This is a genomic window from Kribbella sp. NPDC048915, assembly GCF_040649595.1.
Taxonomy (GTDB): domain Bacteria; phylum Actinomycetota; class Actinomycetes; order Propionibacteriales; family Kribbellaceae; genus Kribbella.
Map to the genome: position 1 here is coordinate 71,614 of NZ_JBEZFT010000005.1, position 17,436 is coordinate 89,049.

Below are 17,436 nucleotides of genomic sequence, written 5' to 3' on the forward strand. Positions count from 1 at the left end.
CGGCCCACAACGAGCGGGCGACCCGCGGCGCGAGAGGCCTCGCGGCCGAACCGGCCCCACTTTGTGCACTGGGATCTGAAGCCGTCGCGGCTCGAGGTGCTGACGGGTGGGATGAACTCGGCGGCGTGGCTGGCGGTGGGGGACACCTGGCGGGTGGTGCTCAAGTCGGTTGCGGCCGACGACATCGCGTTCGAGCCGGGGTTGCGGCTGGCGGCTCGGCTCGACGAGGCCGGCGTACCGACCGGACGTCCGTGGTCGAGTAAGCGTGGGCGGTTGGCCGAGGTCGTGGGGGAGCGCCAGGTGGCCGTGCTCTCGTACATCGACGGTGCGGAGCTGGGCGACAGTGCCGCGGACCAGGCGGTGATGGGGGACGTGCTGGGGCGGGTGCACGCGGCCGCGCCGCTGGCGTCGGGTGCGACGGAGGAGTGGTTGCAGTTCCTGATGCCGTTCGAGCAGCACCTTGATCTCGAGCCGTGGATCCGGCCGGCGGTGGAAGGGGCCGTGGCGGACGCGGTCGCGCTCGGTCCGCTGACGTGGGCGTGGTTGCACGGGGACGCGGCCGCGGAGGCCTTTCGACGGCAGCCCGACGGGCAGATCGCGCTCATCGACTGGGGTGGTGCGATGCGGGGCCCGGTCTTGTACGACGTGGCGTCGACCGTGATGTACGCCGGTGGCCCGGACCACGTCGTACCGGCGTACCTGCGGCAGCGTCCCGACCTGGCAAGTGAGGTGGAGCGCGGCCTCGACGTGTTCCTCCGCGTCCGCTGGGCCGTCCAGGCCGGCTATTTCGCCTGGCGCATCGCCAACAACGTCCTCACCGGCATCTCCGGCCCCGAGGAGAACGACAAGGGCCTGGCCGACGCCCGCCGCCGCTTCGAAGGTCTATCGGGCGCTTGACGGAGTGTTACTGACGTGCGAGGTACCTTCGGATGCGATCGTTAGGACCGACGCGGTCCACTGGGTCCGGTGGTCTGAGGGCTAGGCTCAGCAGCGATTCGTCATCGAGAACTTGGGAGTCAATGTGGCCACCATCGAGGCCGTCGGCGCGCGCGAGATCCTCGACTCGCGCGGCAACCCCACTGTCGAGGTCGAGGTTCTGCTCGACGACGACACCATCGCCCGCGCGGCCGTTCCCTCGGGCGCGTCCACCGGCCAGTTCGAGGCCGTCGAGCTGCGCGACGGGGACAAGGACCGCTTCGGCGGCAAGGGCGTGCAGAAGGCCGTCACCGCGATCCTCGAGGACATCGACAAGGAGATCGTCGGGTACGACGTCCACGAGCAGCGCCTGATCGACCGGGCCCTGCTGGACCTGGACGGCACCCCGAACAAGGCCAAGCTGGGCGCGAACGCCATCCTCGGCGTCAGCCTGGCGGTGGCGAAGGCCGCGGCGGACAGCGCCGGCCTGCCGCTGTTCCGGTACGTCGGCGGCCCGAACGCGCACGTCCTGCCGGTGCCGATGATGAACATCCTCAACGGCGGCGCGCACGCGGACAGCAACGTCGACGTCCAGGAGTTCATGATCGCCCCGATCGGCGCCGCGACGTACGGCGAGGCGCTGATGCAGGGTGCGGGTGTCTACCACGCGCTGAAGGCGGTGCTGAAGGAGCGCGGCCTGTCCACCGGCCTCGGCGACGAGGGCGGTTTCGCGCCGAACCTGGACAGCAACCGGGCCGCCCTGGACCTGATCGCGGTCGCGGTCGAGAAGGCCGGCCTGGAGCTCGGCAAGGACATCGCGCTGGCCATGGACGTGGCGGCGAGCGAGTTCTTCACCGACGGGGTGTACGCGTTCGAGGGCGGCAAGAAGTCCGCCGACGAGATGATCGCGTACTACGCCGACCTGGTGGCGTCGTACCCGATCGTGTCGATCGAGGACCCGCTGAACGAGGAGGACTGGGACGGCTGGAAGGCCATCACCGGTGAGCTCGGCAGCAAGATCCAGCTGGTCGGCGACGACCTGTTCGTCACCAACGTCGAGCGGCTGCAGCGCGGCATCACCGAGCAGGCGGCGAACAGCCTGCTGGTCAAGGTGAACCAGATCGGCTCGCTGACCGAGACCCTGGACGCCGTCGACCTGGCCCACCGCAGCGGCTTCACCTGCATGATGAGCCACCGCTCCGGCGAGACCGAGGACACCACGATCGCGGACCTCGCGGTCGCCACCAACTGCGGCCAGATCAAGTCCGGCGCCCCGGCCCGGTCCGACCGCACCGCCAAGTACAACCAGCTGCTCCGGATCGAGGAGGAGCTCGACGACGCGGCGACGTACGCCGGTCGCTCGGCCTTCCCGCGGTTCCAGGGCTGATCTGCTGCGGAGGTTCGCTGAATGCCGTCCCGTCGGGAATCCGGTGCACGCCCCGGCTCGCGTCCGTCGAGCCGGACCCAGTCGCGTCCACCGGCCCGGCGGGGCGACCAGCCGAAACGCCGGACGGCGGCCGTCCCGCCGCCGCCCCGGACCCGGGGATCCCGCAACCTGACCGGCCGCGCGGCCGTCGTGCTGCTGGTGCTCGGCGCGCTGATCGTGTCCTACGCGCAGAGCCTGCGGGTCTGGTTCGACCAGCACCAGCAGATCAGCGCGCTGCAGCAGGAGATCCGTGACCGGGAGAAGCGGGTCGCGGAGCTGAACGACGAGATTGCCCGCTGGAACGACGACGCGTACGTGAAGGCGCAGGCGCGGCAGCGGCTCGGCTGGGTGATGCCGGGCGAGGTCGGGTATCGCGTGATCGGCGCGGACGGGAAGCCGGTCGGCGCCCCGCCGGAGCCGGCGGCGCCCTCGGACGGTACGACGGACGCGCAGCAGCCGACCTGGTACACGAAGCTGTGGGGGAGTGTCGAAGGCGCGGGCAAACCGCCGGCACCACCGGCCCCGGCCACTCCGAAGCCGACTCCGCAGCCGATCCTTTCACCGACGCCTGAGGTGACCAGGTGAGCGTCAGCTCCGATGACCAGGAAGCAGTCAGCAAGCAGCTCGGCCGGACCGCCCGCGGCATCCGCTCGATCGCACATCGCTGTAGCTGCGGCCTGCCGGACGTGGTCGAGACCGAGCCGCGGCTGCCGGACGGTACGCCGTTCCCGACGACGTACTACGTGACGTGCCCACGGCTCGCGTCCGCGATCGGCACGCTCGAGTCGTCCGGGATGATGAAGGAAATGACCGAGCGGCTGGCCGAGGACGAGGACCTGGCGGCGCGCTACCGGGCCGCGCACGAGGCGTACCTCGCGCATCGCGAGTCGATCGAACACGTCGCGGAGATCGCCGGTATCAGCGCGGGCGGGATGCCGACCCGCGTCAAGTGCCTGCATGTCCTGGTCGGTCATTCGCTGGCCGCCGGACCGGGCGTGAATCCGCTGGGCGACGAGGCGCTGGAAGCCCTGGAGGACTGGGGCCGCCGGGGTCCGTGTGTCTGAGCCGGCTGTGCCGGCTGTGATGGCCGGCCGGGTCGCGGCGGTCGACTGTGGGACGAACTCGATCCGGTTGCTGATCGCCGATCTGGTGGACGGGCGGCTGGTCGAGGTCGATCGGCGGATGACGATCGTCCGCCTCGGTCAGGGCGTGGACGCGTCCGGCGCGTTCGCTCCCGAGGCGCTCGAGCGGGTGTTCGCGGCCGCTTCCGACTTCGCCGCGGTGATCAGGGCCGCCGGTGTCGGGCGGATGCGGTTCGTCGCGACCTCGGCCGCGCGCGACGTCAGCAATCGTGAGGTGTTCCGGAACGGCATCGAGGAGCGGGTCGGCATCCGCCCGGAGATCATCTCGGGCGAGGAGGAGGCCGAGCTGAGTTTCCGCGGCGCCACCACCTCACTCGACCTGCCGGCGCCGTACCTGGTCACCGACATCGGCGGCGGCTCCACGGAACTCGTCCTCGGCGACGCGGGCGGTGTCATTGCCGCCGAATCCCTCGACATCGGCTCCGTGCGCCTCACCGAGCGCCACGTCACGACCGACCCGACCTCAGCGGTCGAGCTCGCCGCGATCACCCGCGACATCGACGTACTGCTCGACAAAACCAGGGTCCCGCTCGACGAGGCCCGCGCTGTGGTCGCAGTGGCCGGTACGGCGACCACGGTGGCTGCGGTGGCTCTCAACCTCCCGGAGTACGACCGCGACGCCGTCCACCGCGCCCGCCTGACGGCCGATCAGCTCCGCGACACCACGACCTGGCTGACCACGTCGACCCGCGCCGCACGGGCCGCCGTGCACTCGATCCACCCGGGCCGTGTCGACGTCATCGGCGCGGGCGCGCTGATTCTCCAACGCCTCGTCGACCGTTTGTCCGTCGACAGTGTGCTCGTGTCAGAGCACGACATCCTGGACGGCGTCGCCCTCAGCCTGGGCTGAGTTCCCTAGCGGTTGCGGACGCCGTCGAGGGCGATGGCGAGGACGCGGTCACGCTGGGCCTCGTCGACGTAGCCGGCCCCGGTCAGTCCGCTGACCATTCGGAGCAGGTCGTCGAACGAGACGTCCTTGCGCGCCTCGCCCGCCTCCTGCGCGCGCTCGAACAGCGGGTGGCCGGCGTCGTACATCGCCGTCCGGGCGGCCTTGAAGTCGTCGGTCTCCCGGTTCAGTGACTCCCAGATCGCGCGCTTGGTCGCGGCGTACTCGACGAAGCGCTGCAGCCAAGTGGTGAGGGCCTCCCACGGCGGCAGGTCGGCGACGTCCTCGGCGGCGATGCACAGCTCCTCGATCTCGCCGAAGTACACCGCGTGCAGCAGGTCCTGCCGGGTCGGGAAGTTCCGGTAGAGGGTGCCGATGCCGACGCCGGCCTGGCGGGCGATGTCCTCCAGCGACGCGTTCACGCCCTTGCTCGCGAACGCCTCCCGCGCGGCGACCAGCAGGGCGTCGAAGTTGCGCCGCGCGTCCGCCCGCTGCGGCCGCCGGACGTCGACCTGCAACACCGGCCTGTTCTGCTCGCTCGCCATTCGTTCACCTTAACCAGTTGGTACCGGAGGCATCCCTCCGATATAGTGGAGGCATACCTCGACTTTACCAGGCCGGGGAATTCTCGCGCCCTGTCTCGGCGCGCTCTCAATCCTTGTGAAGGACTTCTGCATGCCTGTCATCAGGTCTGGAAACCCGCGCGTGACCCTGGCGGTGCTGGCCATGGTCGTCGCGTCGTTCTCGATGTTGCAGTCGCTGGTGAGCCCGGCGCTGCCCGTCATCCAGCACGACCTGCACACCACCCCGGCCACCGTCACCTGGGTGTTCACCGCGCTCCTGCTGTCGGTGTCGGTCGCGACCCCGCTGCTCGGCCGGATCGGCGACATGGCCGGCAAGGAACGAACGTTGCTGCTGGCCCTGATCGCCCTCGCGATCGGCTGCTTGCTCGCCGCGCTCGCTCCGAACGTCGGCGTACTGATCGCCGCTCGCGTCCTGCAGGGTGTCGGCGGTGCTGTCTTCCCGATGTCGTTCGGCATTCTTCGTGACGAGTTCCCGCCCGAGCGGGTGCCGTCCGTGGTCGGTGTGGTGTCCGCGATCATCGCGGCCGGCGGCGGACTGGGGATCGTCCTGGCCGGTCCGATCGTGGAGTGGCTGGGCTGGCGCTGGCTGTTCTGGATCCCGATGGCGGTCGTTCTGCTCTCGGTCCTGCTGGTACGGCGGTACGTCCCGGAGTCGCCGAACCGCGTACCCGGCCGGATCGACTGGCTGGCCGCCACGCTGCTGTCCGGCTGGCTGATCGCGCTCCTGCTCCCGCTGAGCACCGGCCGGACGTGGGGCTGGGCCTCGGCGCGTACGACGGTGCTCTTCGCGCTGGCCGCCGTACTGTTCGCCGGCTGGATCGCGGTCGAACTGCGGTCCCGCAATCCGCTGATCGACATGCGGGTGATGCGGCTGCCGGCGGTCTGGACGACGAACTTCGTGGCGCTGCTGTTCGGAGCGTCGATGTTCGCGATGTACGCGTTCGTGCCGCAGTTCCTGCAGGTCCCGCGGGCCGCCGGGTTCGGCTTCGGTGCGAGCGTTACGCAGGCCGGACTGCTGATGCTGCCGATGCTGGTGACGATGGCCGTGATGGGTTCGCTGAGCGGCCGGCTCGCCGCGCGGTTCAGCGCGAAGGCGCAGGTCGTGTCCGGATCGGCGCTCGGCCTCGCCGGGGCGTTGATGTTCGCCGAGCTGCACGACACGCAGTGGCAGGTGGCGGTGTCGACCGCACTGTTCGGCCTCGGACTCGGATTGGCGTACGCGGCGATGACCAGTCTGATCGTGCAGAACGTCCCGCGCGAGCAGACCGGTGCCGCGACCGGCATGAACGCCAACATCCGCACGATCGGCGGCTCGATCGGTACGGCGCTCGCGAGCTCGATCATCACCGGTCATCTGCAGCCGTCCGGGTTGCCGGCCGAGGCCGGGTTCACCGATGCGTTCCTGCTGATGGCGGCGTTCGGGGCGGTGGCCGTCGTCCTCGCGCTGGCCATCCCCAGGGCGCGGCATGCGGCGGCTCCGGTGCCGGAGCCTGTCGAGGAACTGGCTGCTTGAGTCACGGGCTCTAGGGTGGACGGATGAAGTTGCCGCATCCGTTGACGGGGGAGCTGTTCGACAGCCCGGTGCCGCCCGGGTCCGGCTGGCCGGAGGATCCCGCCGTACGGCGGACTCCGGCCGCGCAGGATGCGGCCGAGGTCGTGCGGTTCGCGGCGACCGACGACCTGGCCGAACTCGAGGCGCGGGTGTCGGTGTGCCGGGCGTGCCCGCGGCTGGTCGAATGGCGCGAAGAAGTTGCCGTCGGCAAGCGGAAGTCGTTCGCCGATCAGCCGTACTGGGGCCGGCCGATCCCGGGCTGGGGCGTCGCGGAGCCGCGGATCCTGATCGTCGGCCTCGCCCCGGCCGCGAACGGCGGGAACCGCACCGGGCGCGTGTTCACCGGCGACCGTTCCGGTGACTGGCTGTTCGCGAGTCTGCATCGCGTCGGGCTCGCGAACCGGCCCACGAGCGAGCACGCGGGCGACGGGTTGCAGCTGATCGGCACGCGCATGATCGCCGCCGTCCGCTGCGCCCCGCCCGCCAACAAGCCGACGCCGGTCGAACGCGACACCTGCGCGCCGTGGTACCGGCGTGAGCTGGAGCTGACGCTGCCTTCGGTGCGGTCGATCGTGTGTTTGGGGAAGTTCGCGTACGACGCATTGCTCGCGGCACTCGTTGCCCTGGGGGCCGATGTACCGCGGCCGCGGCCGAAATTCGGTCATGCGGTGGAGTACGGGATCGCCACGCCCGGCGGGCCGGTGCAGGTCCTGGGCTGCTTCCACCCCAGCCAGCAGAACACCTTCACCGGCAAGCTGACCGAGGAAATGCTCGACAGCGTCCTGCTCCGCGCGAAGAACCTGGCCGGTCTCCGATAGCAGTTGACCGGGGTGCGTGCGGTGTTGGAAGCTCTCGACTATGCATGCCGGCCGACCGTGTTGCGCGTATGGCGCGTGAGAATCTGCCCGAGCAGTCTCGGGGACAATCGGCCGCGCAACGGCCCGCCGGCGGTGGTGTGGAGCGTGCACCGGCCGCCGCGCCGAGGATGCCCGGTGCGCTGCAGGCCGGTCCGCTCGGGTTCGTCGAGAGCCCGGACCGCTTCCACTGGTGGGCGGAGCTCAGCGACGGCGTCAAGGCGCACCTCGAACGCAAGGTAGGACCCGCGATCGAATGGTGGGCCGACCGGCACGAACGCGACCAGAACCGCCCGTACGCCGTCGTCCTCGGCCCGAACGGTCTCGCTGTCACCACCCCGCGCGTCAACACCCAGGGGCAGCGGACGCAGAGCGTGCACGTCGATCCGTTCGTACCGTCGAGCATCAAGCACGCCGCCGTACATCAGCAGGCCACAAGGCCGCGTGGTGGCCTGCGTTCGCTCGTCTCCCGGAAGTCGTCCACGCCGACCGCCGCGCCGCAGTTGGAGGTCAGTGAGAACATGCGCGGTGTCCTCGGCAACCTTCCGCTGGAAGCGCAGCAGCGCCTGCAGACGCCGTTCCTTGGGTCGCAGGCCGTGCAGCACTACCGCTATTACTACTACGGCAGCGAAGACGACTTCGACTTCTGGTGCTATCTCGCCGGCGACCGCACCGTCACGTTCGCGTCCGGCCACCGCAGCCTCGCCCCCGGCGCCGCCCCACACCAGGCCGCGTGGCGTCTGATCTGCTACCAGGCGGACATCGCCCGATGAACGCGCGCCGCGACTTCCGGGACCTCGACGGCGCCGACCCCTGGAAGTTGCTCGACGTCTCCCGCGACGCCGACGTGATCGAAATCAAGCGCAACTACCGCCGCCTGTCCCGCGACCACCACACCGACGTGGGCGGAGACCCAGCCCGGCAAGCCAAGCTGAACCGCGCCTACGCCATCCTGTCCGACCCCGCCCGCCGAACCGAGTACGCCCGCCTTCTCACACCGCCGACGCGGCCTGAGTCTTCCGCCGCCCAGCCGAACTCCGGTCCACCGGGCCTGAGCGGCCAGGCTGTTGCCGCCCTCCTCACGGTCCCCTTCTGCGCCCCACTGTCGATCTTCCTGGCCGTCACCGCTCTGCGCCGAATCCGATGGACCGCCCAACGAGGTAAATCCCTTGCCTGGCTCGCCCTCTTCCTCAACGCCACCCTCATCATCTGGATAACCGTCGGTACCGCGTTGGCTATCTTCCGAGGCGACTGACTCCGCAGGGACCAAGTTGGATCGTGCTGGCCGCGCCCGCGCAACCCGAAACTCACCTGCGCCAACCGACATTTGCCTGTTGCAACCAGAACTGGCCTGCGGATTCCGGCTGAGAAGGTCGGCGCGATGACGCCACGGCGCTTCCGTATCCCGACGAACCTCCGCATCGGGTTGTGCACACGCCCGAGCGTGGTCGCCGGCCGCGATCTCGTGCCGAACCGCGTTGCGACTGGGCCGGCATCGGCGTGCTTTCGGACCGCGAACCCTCTTGTAAATAAGGACTGTTGGGCCTGGAGCTGAGTTGTGTGTGATCGTCTCGTGACCTACACTAGAACACATGTTCGACTGTGGTCTGGATGAGCTCGACACGCGGACCTGCTGTCCGCGGCGGCCGAGTACGCCCAGATCCGTGAACAGGCCGAGGTCGGCATCCTGCGCGCGGCGTTGGCTTTCGCCGACCGGAACGCGGTTCTCGATTGGCAGGAGGCCGGTGAGTTGCCGCTGCCGGGTCGCGAGCGGTTGCGGGTGTATGGGGGTGAGGGGTGTCCTGGGGTGGCGGAGTTCGCGGTGGTCGAGCTGGGTGCGGTGCTGGGGATGTCGAGTGTTGCCGCGTCCTATCTGCTCGGTGAGGCGTTGGCGTTGCGGCATCGGTTGCCGCGGGTGTGGGCGGCGGTGCTGGGTGGGGACGCGGTCGTGTGGCGGGCCCGTAAGATCGCCCATGCCTGTCTGGGTTTGTCGCTGGAGGCGGCCGAGATCGTGGACCGGCGTGTCGCGGGCCGCATCAACACGATCACGCCGGGTGCGTTGAAGAAACTCGTCGCTGCCGCGATCGCACAAGCCGACCCCGCTCGGGCTCAGGCCGACGCCGAAGCCGCCGCGAAAGCACGCGGAGTGTATGTGTCGCAGTCCGACGAGGCCGGCACGAAGCGGATCTGGGTGCGCGCCGCCGCCGGCGCGGTGATCCGGTTCGACGCCACCATCGACGACCTCGCCCGGGCGTTGAAGGCTTTGGGTGACACCGACTCACTGAACCAGCGCCGCGCGAAAGCGATCGACTGGATCGCCGACCCCGCCGCCGCCCACCAGTTGATCGAAGTCGCCCGTCACCTGGCCACCACCCAAGCCACCCCAGACAAGGCGGACGCGTCGGACACGGCAGCCCGACGGGTGGCCCGGGCTCGACCCGTACGCCGAAGGTGACGGGTTCGCCGGACATGACGCCTGCGCGGGATGCGGCGGGTACGCCGGGCACGGCTTCCCCAAATGTGACGGGTACGCCGGACCTGCCGGACGCGCAAGCTACACCCGACGCGGGCGGTGCGCCGGACGCGGACGCTGCGGAGCACATCCCGGCCGCCGCGACGGGTCCCGCCGCGAACAACGCCCACATCCACCCAGGCACCAGCACTCCCTCAGATGCCGCCCGCGCTGCCGCAGGCAACGACACCGCAGCCTCCCCGGGGACCGACACTGGAGCCGACACGGGAGCTACCCCGGGAGCTGACCCGGGCGCGGCAGCCACGTCGCCCAGCGCGTTCGGTGCGCGCGGCGCGTCCAGCGCGTTCGGTGCACGCAGCGCGTCCAGCGCGTCCAGGACGGGCGGCGCCTCGAGTACGGGCGAAGTGGCGGGCACGGGCAGTGCGTCCGGCGCGGGCGGCGTGGCCGGCACGGGCGCCGTCGCCGAGCCGTTCGATGAGGAGCACGCCCGCCTCGAAGAGGCGTACCTGATGGACTCCCACGGCTGGGAACCCACGCCCACCGACACACCCGGACAACCCCCACTCGACGACACCTTCGCCACAACCCAGCCCGCACCACCCCAAAAGCCCAGCCACGCCGGTGACCGCGACACCGCCCGCGACACCGACTGGGGCATCGATTGGGACGCCGACCAGGACACGAACGCGGACGGGGAAGTCGGCCCCGTCGGCCCCGTCGGCGCGGGCGGGGCCGTTGATGCGGGTGCACCGGTGGACGAGGACACGTTCACCCGCCGCGGCCTGGCCGCCACCCTGACGGCCCGGCTGGCCGCGATCAAACACGACGCGCACCGCACCGGCCTCGGCGCCGGCTCCACAGGCCGCGGACGCGCCCGGCACACCGTCTACGTGCACCTGACCGACCTCACCCTGGCCACCGGCACCGGCGTGCTGCGGGTCGAGGAACTCGGACCCCAACTCGCCACCCAGCTGACCGAACTGCTCGGCCACGACCACTTCGTGGTCAAACCAGTCATCGACCTGCACGACCAAGTCAGCGTCCACAGCTACGAGATCCCCGACCGCATCCGCGAACGCGTCCGCCTGCGGCATCCGGTGGACATGTTCCCGTTCAGCGGCGCGGAAGCCACCGTACGCATGGACCAAGACCACATCACCCCCTACGACCACACCCGCGCCCGCGACCACGGCGCCGATCCAGAACCACCACCAGGTGATCAGCCCGGCCAGACGAGTGTCGACAACCTGATCCCCCAAGGCCGACTCCACCACCGCGCCAAAACCTTCGGCGGCTGGCACAACCGACGCCTGCCCACCGGCGCCGTCGCCTGGACCAGCCCCCACGGCTTCCGGTTCATCGTCGACCACACCGGCACACACCAACTCCCCCGCAACCGAACCCGCGGTCCCTAGGAGCAGTGCCCACCACATCGCCCGGACGACCGACCAACCAACCAAGGTCGTCGCCGGGCGATCAGGCACGTCCACGAGGACGGTCGACGACCTGGTCAAAGCCCTGGGCGCCGACATCGGGATCTCGAAGTCGGAGGTGTCCAGGATCTGCGCCGAACTCGTCATCGAGGTCATCGCATTCCGGGATAGGTCGTTCGCCGACCAGCCGTTCCGCTATGTGTTCTTGGACGCGACGTACTGCAAGGCCCGTGTTGAGCACCGGGTCGTGTCCCAGGCTGTGGCGGTGGCCACCAGCGTGGCGGCGGGACGGGCGCTGGGCGGAGCTCGGGCTCGACGTCCGCGACTCCGACGCCGCGTTCTCGACCCGCGTTCCTGCGCAGCCTGAAGACCCGTGGCCTGCACGAGGTCCGGCTGGTCATCTCCGACGCTCACGCCGGCCTCAAGGCGGCGATCGAGGCCGTCCTGCTGGGTGCGGCCTGGCAGCGCTCATCCGTCCACTTCCTGCGCAACCTGCTCGCCCAGGTCCCAAGGGCCACGCGGAGATGGTCGCGGCCGCGATCCGCACGATCTTCGGCCAGTCCGACCCGCCCACGCGGCCGGCCGGCTCCGTGCTGGTCGAGACCCACGACGAATGGCAGGTCTCCGGACGCCGCTACCTGTCCGAAGCCTCCATGGCGCTGCTCGACACGACCATCCAACCAGCCGAGGAGGGAGGCGCCCACCGAACTCCCGACCCGGCGCGAAACCCCGCGGCCACCGCGCAACGTCGTACGCGCGTCGCGATGAGACACGTGGACCTGTCACCAACGGCTCGGCCTAACGCGGCTAGCCGATCAGCTCCCAGCGGCGCTTGGGGAACAGGCGCAGGGCGAGTACGGCTGCTGCTCCGAGCAGGGCCCCGGGGATGATCCAGCGCCAGCCGGTGAACACGCTCGTCGAGGTGGCTACCTGGGCCGGCGCGGTCGATGCGGCGGGTTCTTGTGTCGGCGCCGGTTCGTTGGAGCCGCTGACAGGTCCGCCTTCGCCATTGAGCAGCTTCAGCGAACCGAGCAACTGGACCAGCCGCTGCGGGTCGGACGGCCGGTGCCACGTGGTCCCGGCAGCCCCGTCGCGACCCAGGTACTCCTCGGTGGCGATCCATGGACCGCCGGGAGCGTCGGGGTAAATGGTGTCGAGCCGCCAGACCCTCTGGTCGTGGACCAGCCAGGCGGCGCGGACGAACCGGCCGCTGGCGTGATCGCCCCCGGTTGCGGTGCCGGTGTCGGTCTGGATCAGCTCCTGGAGTTCGCCGTACCCCTTGTCCTCGTAACCGAAGGCGATGACCGACGGTGGCGCGCTGAGCAGAACGCTGGTCGGACCACCGGCCCGGGCAGGCATCGCGCCCAACGCACCCACGGTGAACAGGAGGACGACGAACACGACGATGCGGCGGACCATGGCAGCTCTCCTTCGAACGGTTCACTGCTGGTACACCACAGCCGCTCAAGAGGTTCCCGTCGCCAGCTCGATCGCCCGCGCCTTGCCGACGCCTTCGAGGCGGTACGTGATGCCGTCGCGCACCCAGACCAGCGTGGGGCCTGCAACCCGTATGACGCGGCTGTCGACCAGCACCAGCTCGTGCGGCGTACTGAACCAGAAGCCGTCCAGCTCCGGCATAAACTCGAGCTCCTCCCAGTACTGCTTGATGTAACGCAGCTCCAGCCCGGACTGGAACTGCTCCAGCCGCACACTCCCCCAGCTGGCCGCGAGGAAGCCTGCAGACGCTTCGACACCCGAGGGCGCACCCAGGGCCTGCGGCAGCTTCGGCGTGAAGCCGGCGACCCGCGCAGCGGCTTCCAGAGACAGGTGACCGGTCGCTGTGGGAGGCGGCGGTGCAGTAGTAGGTCCGCTGCCCACCGGCTGCGCCTGGACGCCCCCGATCCGCAGCCACTCCGCCACGGTCGCACGCACCGGCGGCGTCAGCGCAGCTCCCGCGAGCAGTACGAGGAACCCGGCCAGGAACGCCCGCCACCTGTCCCGCAGCCGCTTCCGCACCGGTACGTCGGCCACGCGCGTAAGCACTGCGGCGGTGAGGCCGTCGTCCACGGGAGGTACGACGACTGAACGCCCGGCGGACCGCAGTTCGTCTTCAAGGCTCATCGCTGCACCTCCTTGTCAGGTAGCGCCTCACGGAGGCGGCCGAGGGCGCGGTGCAGCCGTGACTTCACCGTGCCGCGTGGCCAGCCGAGTACTACTGCCGTCTCGTGCTCGTCCAGGTCCAGCAGGTACCTACACGTCACCACCAGCCGCATCTGCTCGGGCAGGGCGCGTACGGCGGCCAGCAGCTCGGTACGGCGTTCCAATGACACTGCGGCGTCAGCCGGATCCAGTACGACGTCCAACGGCGCAGCCAGCTCCTCACGGCGTGCACGCCGACCGCGGGCCCGCAGCGCGTTCTTCGTCTCGTTGGCCACGATCCGCAGCAGCCACGGGCGGAACGCCGCACCCTCACGGAAGCTGCCGAGGCTCCGGTACGCCTTGACGAACGCCTCCTGCACCACATCGTCGGCGTCCGCACCGGCGCCCAGGAAGATCGCCGTACGCTGCGCCATCGGCGCATGCCGTTGCACCAGCTCGCCGTACGCGGCCGGCTCCCCTCCGCGTACCCGAGCCAGGATCTCGGCCTCGTCGTCCCTGGTGATGCCAAGCCCTCCTCAGGCATCCTGTCTTGTTCCGGACACTGGCACTACACCGCCGATCATCGACTGGTTCCCGTGTATAGGGTCGGGTTGTGCCAGACATCGACGCAAGCTTTCTCGCTCTGCCCCGGCAGGAGCTGGCGGCCGCCGCCCTGCAGCGAGCGCAGGACCTCGGGGCCACGTTCGCCGAGTTCCGCCTGGAGCGGATCCGGTCCGAGTCCATCTCGCTGCGCGACAGCGTGCTGGAGAGTGCGACCGACGACGAGGACCTCGGCCTCGCGGTGCGCGTCATCCACGACGGCACCTGGGGCTTCGCCGCCGGCGTCGCGCTGACCACCGACGAGGCGGTGTCGCTGGCCGAGCAGGCGGTGCACATGGCCCAGGTCTCGCGGCCGATCAACGCCGAGACGATCGAGCTCGCCGAAGAGCCGGTGTACGACGGCGTCACCTGGGTCTCGTCGTACGAGATCGACCCGTTCAGCGTGCCGCGCGCCGAGAAGGTGACGCTGCTGACCGACTACAGCGACCGCCTGCTGAAGGCCGAGGGGGTCGCGCACGTCAGCGTGCACGTGGACGCGATCCACGAGTGCAAGTACTACGCGAACAGCGCCGGGACGTCGTACGCGCAGCAACGGGTCCGGATCGGCCCCGAGATCACCGCGCACGCCGTCGCCGCGGACCGCTTCGACTCGATGTCGTCGACCGCGCCGCCGGCCGGCCGCGGTTGGGAGTACCTGACCGGCACCGGCTGGAACTGGGACGACGAGCTCGCCCGCATCCCGGGCTGGCTGGCCGAGAAGATGGCCGCGCCGAGCGTCGAGCCGGGCACCTACGACCTGGTCATCGACCCGTCGAACCTCTGGCTCACCATCCACGAGTCGATCGGGCACGCGACCGAACTCGACCGTGCCCTCGGCTACGAGGCGAACTACGCCGGCACCAGCTTCGCCACGCTCGACCAGCTCGGCACGCTGAAGTACGGCTCGCCGATCATGCACGTCACCGGCGACCGCACCGCGGAGCACGGCCTGTCCACGGTCGGGTACGACGACGAGGGCGTCGCCGGTCAGCAGTGGGACCTGGTCAAGGACGGCATCCTGGTCGGCTACCAGGTCGACCGGCGGATGGCGAAGAAGAACGAGGACGTGCTCGGTACGTCGCGCTCCAACGGGTGCGCGTACGCCGACTCGGCCGGCCACATCCCGATCCAGCGGATGGCGAACGTCTCGCTGCAGCCCGCGCCGGACGGCCCCTCCACCGAGGAGCTCATCTCCCGGGTACAGAACGGGATCTACATCGTCGGCGACAAGTCCTGGTCCATCGACATGCAGCGCTACAACTTCCAGTTCACCGGGCAACGGTTCTGCAAGATCACCGACGGCAAGCTCGACGGCCAGTTGCGCGACGTCGCGTACCAGGCCACCACGACCGACTTCTGGGGCTCGATGGACGCCGTCGGCGGTCCGCAGACGTACGTTCTCGGCGGCGCGCTGAACTGCGGCAAGGCCGAGCCCGGGCAGGTCGGCGCCGTCAGCCATGGTTGCCCGTCCGCACTCTTCCGCGGCGTCCGCATTCTCAACACCACTCAGGAGGCCGGCCGGTGACGGGCATTCAACTCACCCCGCAGGACACCGTCGAACGCGGCCTGGCGCTGGCCGCGGCCGAAGGCGCCGACGGCTGCGTCGTCCTGGTGGCGGAGACCTCGAGCACGAACCTGCGCTGGGCCAACAACACCCTGACCACGAACGGCGCGATGCGCGGTTCGAGCGTCACGGTGATCGCCACGGTCGGTGCCGGTGAAGGTACGGCAGCCGGTGTCGTCGGCCGTTCGTCGGTCACCGACGAGTCGCTGCGCGACATCGTCACAGCGGCGATCGCGACCGCCCGCGCGTCGGCACCGGCCGAGGACGCCCGCCCGCTGGTCGAAGGTACGGCAGGAGCGGACTGGGACCTCGAGCCCGAGGAGACCACCGTCGGCGTGTACGAGAAGTTCGCGCCGGCGCTCGGTGACACGCTGCAGCGCGCCGCCGGGGACGGCCGCAACCTGTACGGCTTCGCGAACCATGAGGTGGTCACGCTGTACCTGGGCTCGTCGACCGGGCTGCGGCTACGACAGGCGCTGCCCCGCGGGTACGTGTCGTCGACCGGCAAGAACACCGACCTGAGCCACTCGGCCTGGGTCGGTACGGCGACGCGCGACTTCACCGATGTCGACGCGCACGCGCTCGACGCCGAGCTCACCCGCCGGCTCGGCTGGGCGACCAGGTCCGTCGCGGTCGACGCCGGCCGGCACCCGACGATCCTGCCGCCGGCCGCGGTCGCGGACGTGATGACGTACCTGTTCTGGCAGCTCGACGGCCGCGACGCGTTCGAAGGCCGGACGGTGTTTTCCAAGCCCGGCGGCGGCACCCGCGTCGGTGAGACACTGTCGTCCCAGCCAGTCAGCCTGCACTCCGACCCCGCGCTGCCCGGGCTGGAGACGTTCGCGTTCGCCGTGGCACGCTCCTCCGGCGGGTCGTCGAGCGTGTTCGACAACGGCCTCGCGCTCGCACCGACGGACTGGATCCGCGGCGGCACCCTGCAGAACCTGATGACCAGCCGCCACACAGCGGAGCTGATCGGAGCCGAGGCCCCGACGCCGGGCATCGAGAACTACGTGATCTCGGTCGACGGCGCGACCGGCTCGACCGACGACCTGGTCGCCGGGCTCGACAACGGTCTGTTGCTGACCTGCCTGTGGTACATCCGGATGGTCGACCCGCAGACGCTGCTGCTCACCGGCCTCACCCGGGACGGCGTCTACCTCGTCGAGAACGGCGAGGTCACCGGCGCGGTCAACAACTTCCGCTTCAACGAGAGCCCCGTCGACCTGCTGGCCCGCTTCACCGCGGCCGGCGCGACCGTACCGTCGTTCTCCCGCGAGTGGGGCGACTACCTGTCCCGCACCGCCACACCGCCGCTGCTGGTGCCGGACTTCAACATGTCGAGCGTCAGCCAGGCGAGCTGACGCCGGGAAGGACGCCGGACGCCCCGCACATCGCGGGGCGTCCGGTCGCTCGATCTCAGACGGTCGGGTAACCCGGCTCCGCCGGACCCGCCGTGCCCGGGCCGCCGAACCGCTCGGCCGCCTTCGGGTCCGGACCGTACTGGTTCTGGCCGGCGGTGCCCTCCTGGGCTGCCAGAACGATGAACCAGATGAACCCGATGCAGGGGATCAGGTTGATCAGGATCCACCAGCCGGAACGGTCGGTGTCGTGCATCCGCCGGATCGCCACCGCGATCGAGGGCAGCAGTACTGCGAGGCCGTAGATCGTCTGCAGCCAGCCGGACGAATCGTTCGGGCCGTAGTTCAGCCCGAGCACCCGGTCCAGGATGGACAGGATGATCGAGATGATGGCGCTGAAGAGTACGAACATCCAGTACTCTTTGCGCCGGGCCCGCCCGCTGAACACCGTGTACTTCTTGAGAACGTCGATGTACCACTGCATTGCGTAGCTCCGATGGTCGAAGG

General features: G+C 70.0%; 18 protein-coding genes and 1 pseudogene. 14 read left to right on the forward strand and 5 right to left on the reverse strand.

What is annotated here, in order from left to right; genetic code table 11:
- Positions 1 to 63 precede the first annotated feature (63 nt).
- The 5 genes from AB0B82_RS04560 to AB0B82_RS04580 all read left to right on the forward strand — a co-directional run bounded on the left by AB0B82_RS04560 (position 64) and on the right by AB0B82_RS04580 (position 4,333).
- Positions 64 to 897, forward strand: a complete 834-nt coding sequence (locus AB0B82_RS04560; RefSeq protein ID WP_360162439.1) for a phosphotransferase — start codon at positions 64 to 66, stop codon at positions 895 to 897.
- 124 nt (positions 898 to 1,021) lie between these two features.
- Positions 1,022 to 2,302 (forward strand): phosphopyruvate hydratase, encoded by a 1,281-nt coding sequence (gene eno, locus AB0B82_RS04565; RefSeq protein WP_360162441.1) that lies wholly within the window; start codon positions 1,022 to 1,024, stop codon positions 2,300 to 2,302.
- A 21-nt stretch (positions 2,303 to 2,323) separates the two neighbouring features.
- Positions 2,324 to 2,926, forward strand: coding sequence for a septum formation initiator family protein (locus tag AB0B82_RS04570; protein WP_360162443.1), 603 nt, complete (start codon positions 2,324 to 2,326; stop codon positions 2,924 to 2,926).
- Positions 2,923 to 3,405, forward strand: a complete 483-nt coding sequence (locus AB0B82_RS04575) for a DUF501 domain-containing protein (RefSeq protein WP_360162445.1) — start codon at positions 2,923 to 2,925, stop codon at positions 3,403 to 3,405. Before AB0B82_RS04570 ends, AB0B82_RS04575 begins: the two co-directional genes overlap by 4 nt.
- Positions 3,406 to 3,424: 19 nt before the next feature.
- Positions 3,425 to 4,333, forward strand: coding sequence for a Ppx/GppA phosphatase family protein (locus tag AB0B82_RS04580; RefSeq protein WP_360162638.1), 909 nt, complete (start codon positions 3,425 to 3,427; stop codon positions 4,331 to 4,333).
- A gap of 5 nt (positions 4,334 to 4,338) precedes the next feature.
- On the opposite strand, the gene AB0B82_RS04585 is transcribed toward AB0B82_RS04580, so the two are convergent.
- Complete coding sequence (locus AB0B82_RS04585; RefSeq protein ID WP_360162447.1) at positions 4,339 to 4,914, reverse strand: helix-turn-helix domain-containing protein; 576 nt, start codon at positions 4,912 to 4,914, stop codon at positions 4,339 to 4,341.
- A gap of 130 nt (positions 4,915 to 5,044) precedes the next feature.
- Here AB0B82_RS04585 and AB0B82_RS04590 point away from each other — a divergent pair, with 130 nt between their 5' ends.
- The 7 genes and pseudogenes from AB0B82_RS04590 to AB0B82_RS04620 form a co-directional block, all read left to right on the forward strand.
- On the forward strand, positions 5,045 to 6,466 hold the full coding sequence (locus tag AB0B82_RS04590; RefSeq protein WP_360162449.1) for an MFS transporter: 1,422 nt from the start codon (positions 5,045 to 5,047) through the stop codon (positions 6,464 to 6,466).
- 23 nt (positions 6,467 to 6,489) lie between these two features.
- A complete protein-coding gene (locus AB0B82_RS04595) occupies positions 6,490 to 7,323 on the forward strand; it encodes a uracil-DNA glycosylase (protein WP_360162451.1) in 834 nt (277 codons plus the stop codon).
- 68 nt (positions 7,324 to 7,391) lie between these two features.
- Positions 7,392 to 8,132, forward strand: coding sequence for a hypothetical protein (locus tag AB0B82_RS04600; protein ID WP_360162453.1), 741 nt, complete (start codon positions 7,392 to 7,394; stop codon positions 8,130 to 8,132).
- Positions 8,129 to 8,614 (forward strand): DnaJ domain-containing protein, encoded by a 486-nt coding sequence (locus AB0B82_RS04605; protein ID WP_360162455.1) that lies wholly within the window; start codon positions 8,129 to 8,131, stop codon positions 8,612 to 8,614. Before AB0B82_RS04600 ends, AB0B82_RS04605 begins: the two co-directional genes overlap by 4 nt.
- 552 nt (positions 8,615 to 9,166) lie before the next feature.
- Positions 9,167 to 9,814 carry a DUF222 domain-containing protein gene (locus AB0B82_RS04610; RefSeq protein WP_360162457.1) on the forward strand — a complete coding sequence of 216 codons (648 nt, stop codon included), beginning with the start codon at positions 9,167 to 9,169 and terminating at the stop codon, positions 9,812 to 9,814.
- Between the two features lie 14 nt (positions 9,815 to 9,828).
- Complete coding sequence (locus tag AB0B82_RS04615) at positions 9,829 to 11,247, forward strand: hypothetical protein (protein WP_360162459.1); 1,419 nt, start codon at positions 9,829 to 9,831, stop codon at positions 11,245 to 11,247.
- A 64-nt stretch (positions 11,248 to 11,311) separates the two neighbouring features.
- A pseudogene (locus AB0B82_RS04620) lies at positions 11,312 to 11,930 on the forward strand (transposase); the annotation flags it as partial.
- Between the two features lie 142 nt (positions 11,931 to 12,072).
- Here the strand turns inward: AB0B82_RS04620 and AB0B82_RS04625 are convergent.
- From AB0B82_RS04625 to AB0B82_RS04635, 3 genes are read right to left on the reverse strand one after another with little or no spacing between them, the layout of a single operon-like run.
- On the reverse strand, positions 12,073 to 12,684 hold the full coding sequence (locus AB0B82_RS04625) for a hypothetical protein (RefSeq protein WP_360162461.1): 612 nt from the start codon (positions 12,682 to 12,684) through the stop codon (positions 12,073 to 12,075).
- A 45-nt stretch (positions 12,685 to 12,729) separates the two neighbouring features.
- Positions 12,730 to 13,386, reverse strand: coding sequence for a hypothetical protein (locus AB0B82_RS04630; protein WP_360162463.1), 657 nt, complete (start codon positions 13,384 to 13,386; stop codon positions 12,730 to 12,732).
- The gene (locus AB0B82_RS04635; RefSeq protein ID WP_360162640.1) at positions 13,383 to 13,928 is read right to left on the reverse strand and encodes a sigma-70 family RNA polymerase sigma factor; all 546 of its coding nucleotides are present in this window, start codon (positions 13,926 to 13,928) and stop codon (positions 13,383 to 13,385) included. The genes AB0B82_RS04630 and AB0B82_RS04635 overlap by 4 nt, the downstream gene beginning before the upstream one ends.
- Before the next feature lie 89 nt (positions 13,929 to 14,017).
- Here AB0B82_RS04635 and AB0B82_RS04640 point away from each other — a divergent pair, with 89 nt between their 5' ends.
- Positions 14,018 to 15,529 carry a TldD/PmbA family protein gene (locus AB0B82_RS04640; RefSeq protein ID WP_360162465.1) on the forward strand — a complete coding sequence of 504 codons (1,512 nt, stop codon included), beginning with the start codon at positions 14,018 to 14,020 and terminating at the stop codon, positions 15,527 to 15,529.
- A complete protein-coding gene (locus AB0B82_RS04645) occupies positions 15,526 to 16,932 on the forward strand; it encodes a metallopeptidase TldD-related protein (RefSeq protein WP_360162467.1) in 1,407 nt (468 codons plus the stop codon). The genes AB0B82_RS04640 and AB0B82_RS04645 overlap by 4 nt, the downstream gene beginning before the upstream one ends.
- Before the next feature lie 55 nt (positions 16,933 to 16,987).
- Here AB0B82_RS04645 and AB0B82_RS04650 read toward each other — a convergent pair whose 3' ends face one another.
- Positions 16,988 to 17,413, reverse strand: coding sequence for a DUF805 domain-containing protein (locus AB0B82_RS04650; protein ID WP_360162469.1), 426 nt, complete (start codon positions 17,411 to 17,413; stop codon positions 16,988 to 16,990).
- Positions 17,414 to 17,436 lie beyond the last annotated feature (23 nt).

Excerpts from the sequence above, each read along its gene's own strand:
- AB0B82_RS04595 (WP_360162451.1), top strand. The coding sequence starts at position 6,490 with ATGAAGTTGCCGCATCCGTTGACGGGGGAGCTGTTCGACAGCCCGGTG.
- AB0B82_RS04585 (WP_360162447.1), bottom strand. The coding sequence starts at position 4,914 with ATGGCGAGCGAGCAGAACAGGCCGGTGTTGCAGGTCGACGTCCGGCGG.
- AB0B82_RS04570 (WP_360162443.1), top strand. The coding sequence starts at position 2,324 with ATGCCGTCCCGTCGGGAATCCGGTGCACGCCCCGGCTCGCGTCCGTCG.
- AB0B82_RS04625 (WP_360162461.1), bottom strand. The coding sequence starts at position 12,684 with ATGGTCCGCCGCATCGTCGTGTTCGTCGTCCTCCTGTTCACCGTGGGT.
- AB0B82_RS04615 (WP_360162459.1), top strand. The coding sequence starts at position 9,829 with ATGACGCCTGCGCGGGATGCGGCGGGTACGCCGGGCACGGCTTCCCCA.
- AB0B82_RS04590 (WP_360162449.1), top strand. The coding sequence starts at position 5,045 with ATGCCTGTCATCAGGTCTGGAAACCCGCGCGTGACCCTGGCGGTGCTG.
- AB0B82_RS04600 (WP_360162453.1), top strand. The coding sequence starts at position 7,392 with ATGGCGCGTGAGAATCTGCCCGAGCAGTCTCGGGGACAATCGGCCGCG.
- AB0B82_RS04580 (WP_360162638.1), top strand. The coding sequence starts at position 3,425 with ATGGCCGGCCGGGTCGCGGCGGTCGACTGTGGGACGAACTCGATCCGG.
- AB0B82_RS04605 (WP_360162455.1), top strand. The coding sequence starts at position 8,129 with ATGAACGCGCGCCGCGACTTCCGGGACCTCGACGGCGCCGACCCCTGG.
- AB0B82_RS04630 (WP_360162463.1), bottom strand. The coding sequence starts at position 13,386 with ATGAGCCTTGAAGACGAACTGCGGTCCGCCGGGCGTTCAGTCGTCGTA.
- AB0B82_RS04650 (WP_360162469.1), bottom strand. The coding sequence starts at position 17,413 with ATGCAGTGGTACATCGACGTTCTCAAGAAGTACACGGTGTTCAGCGGG.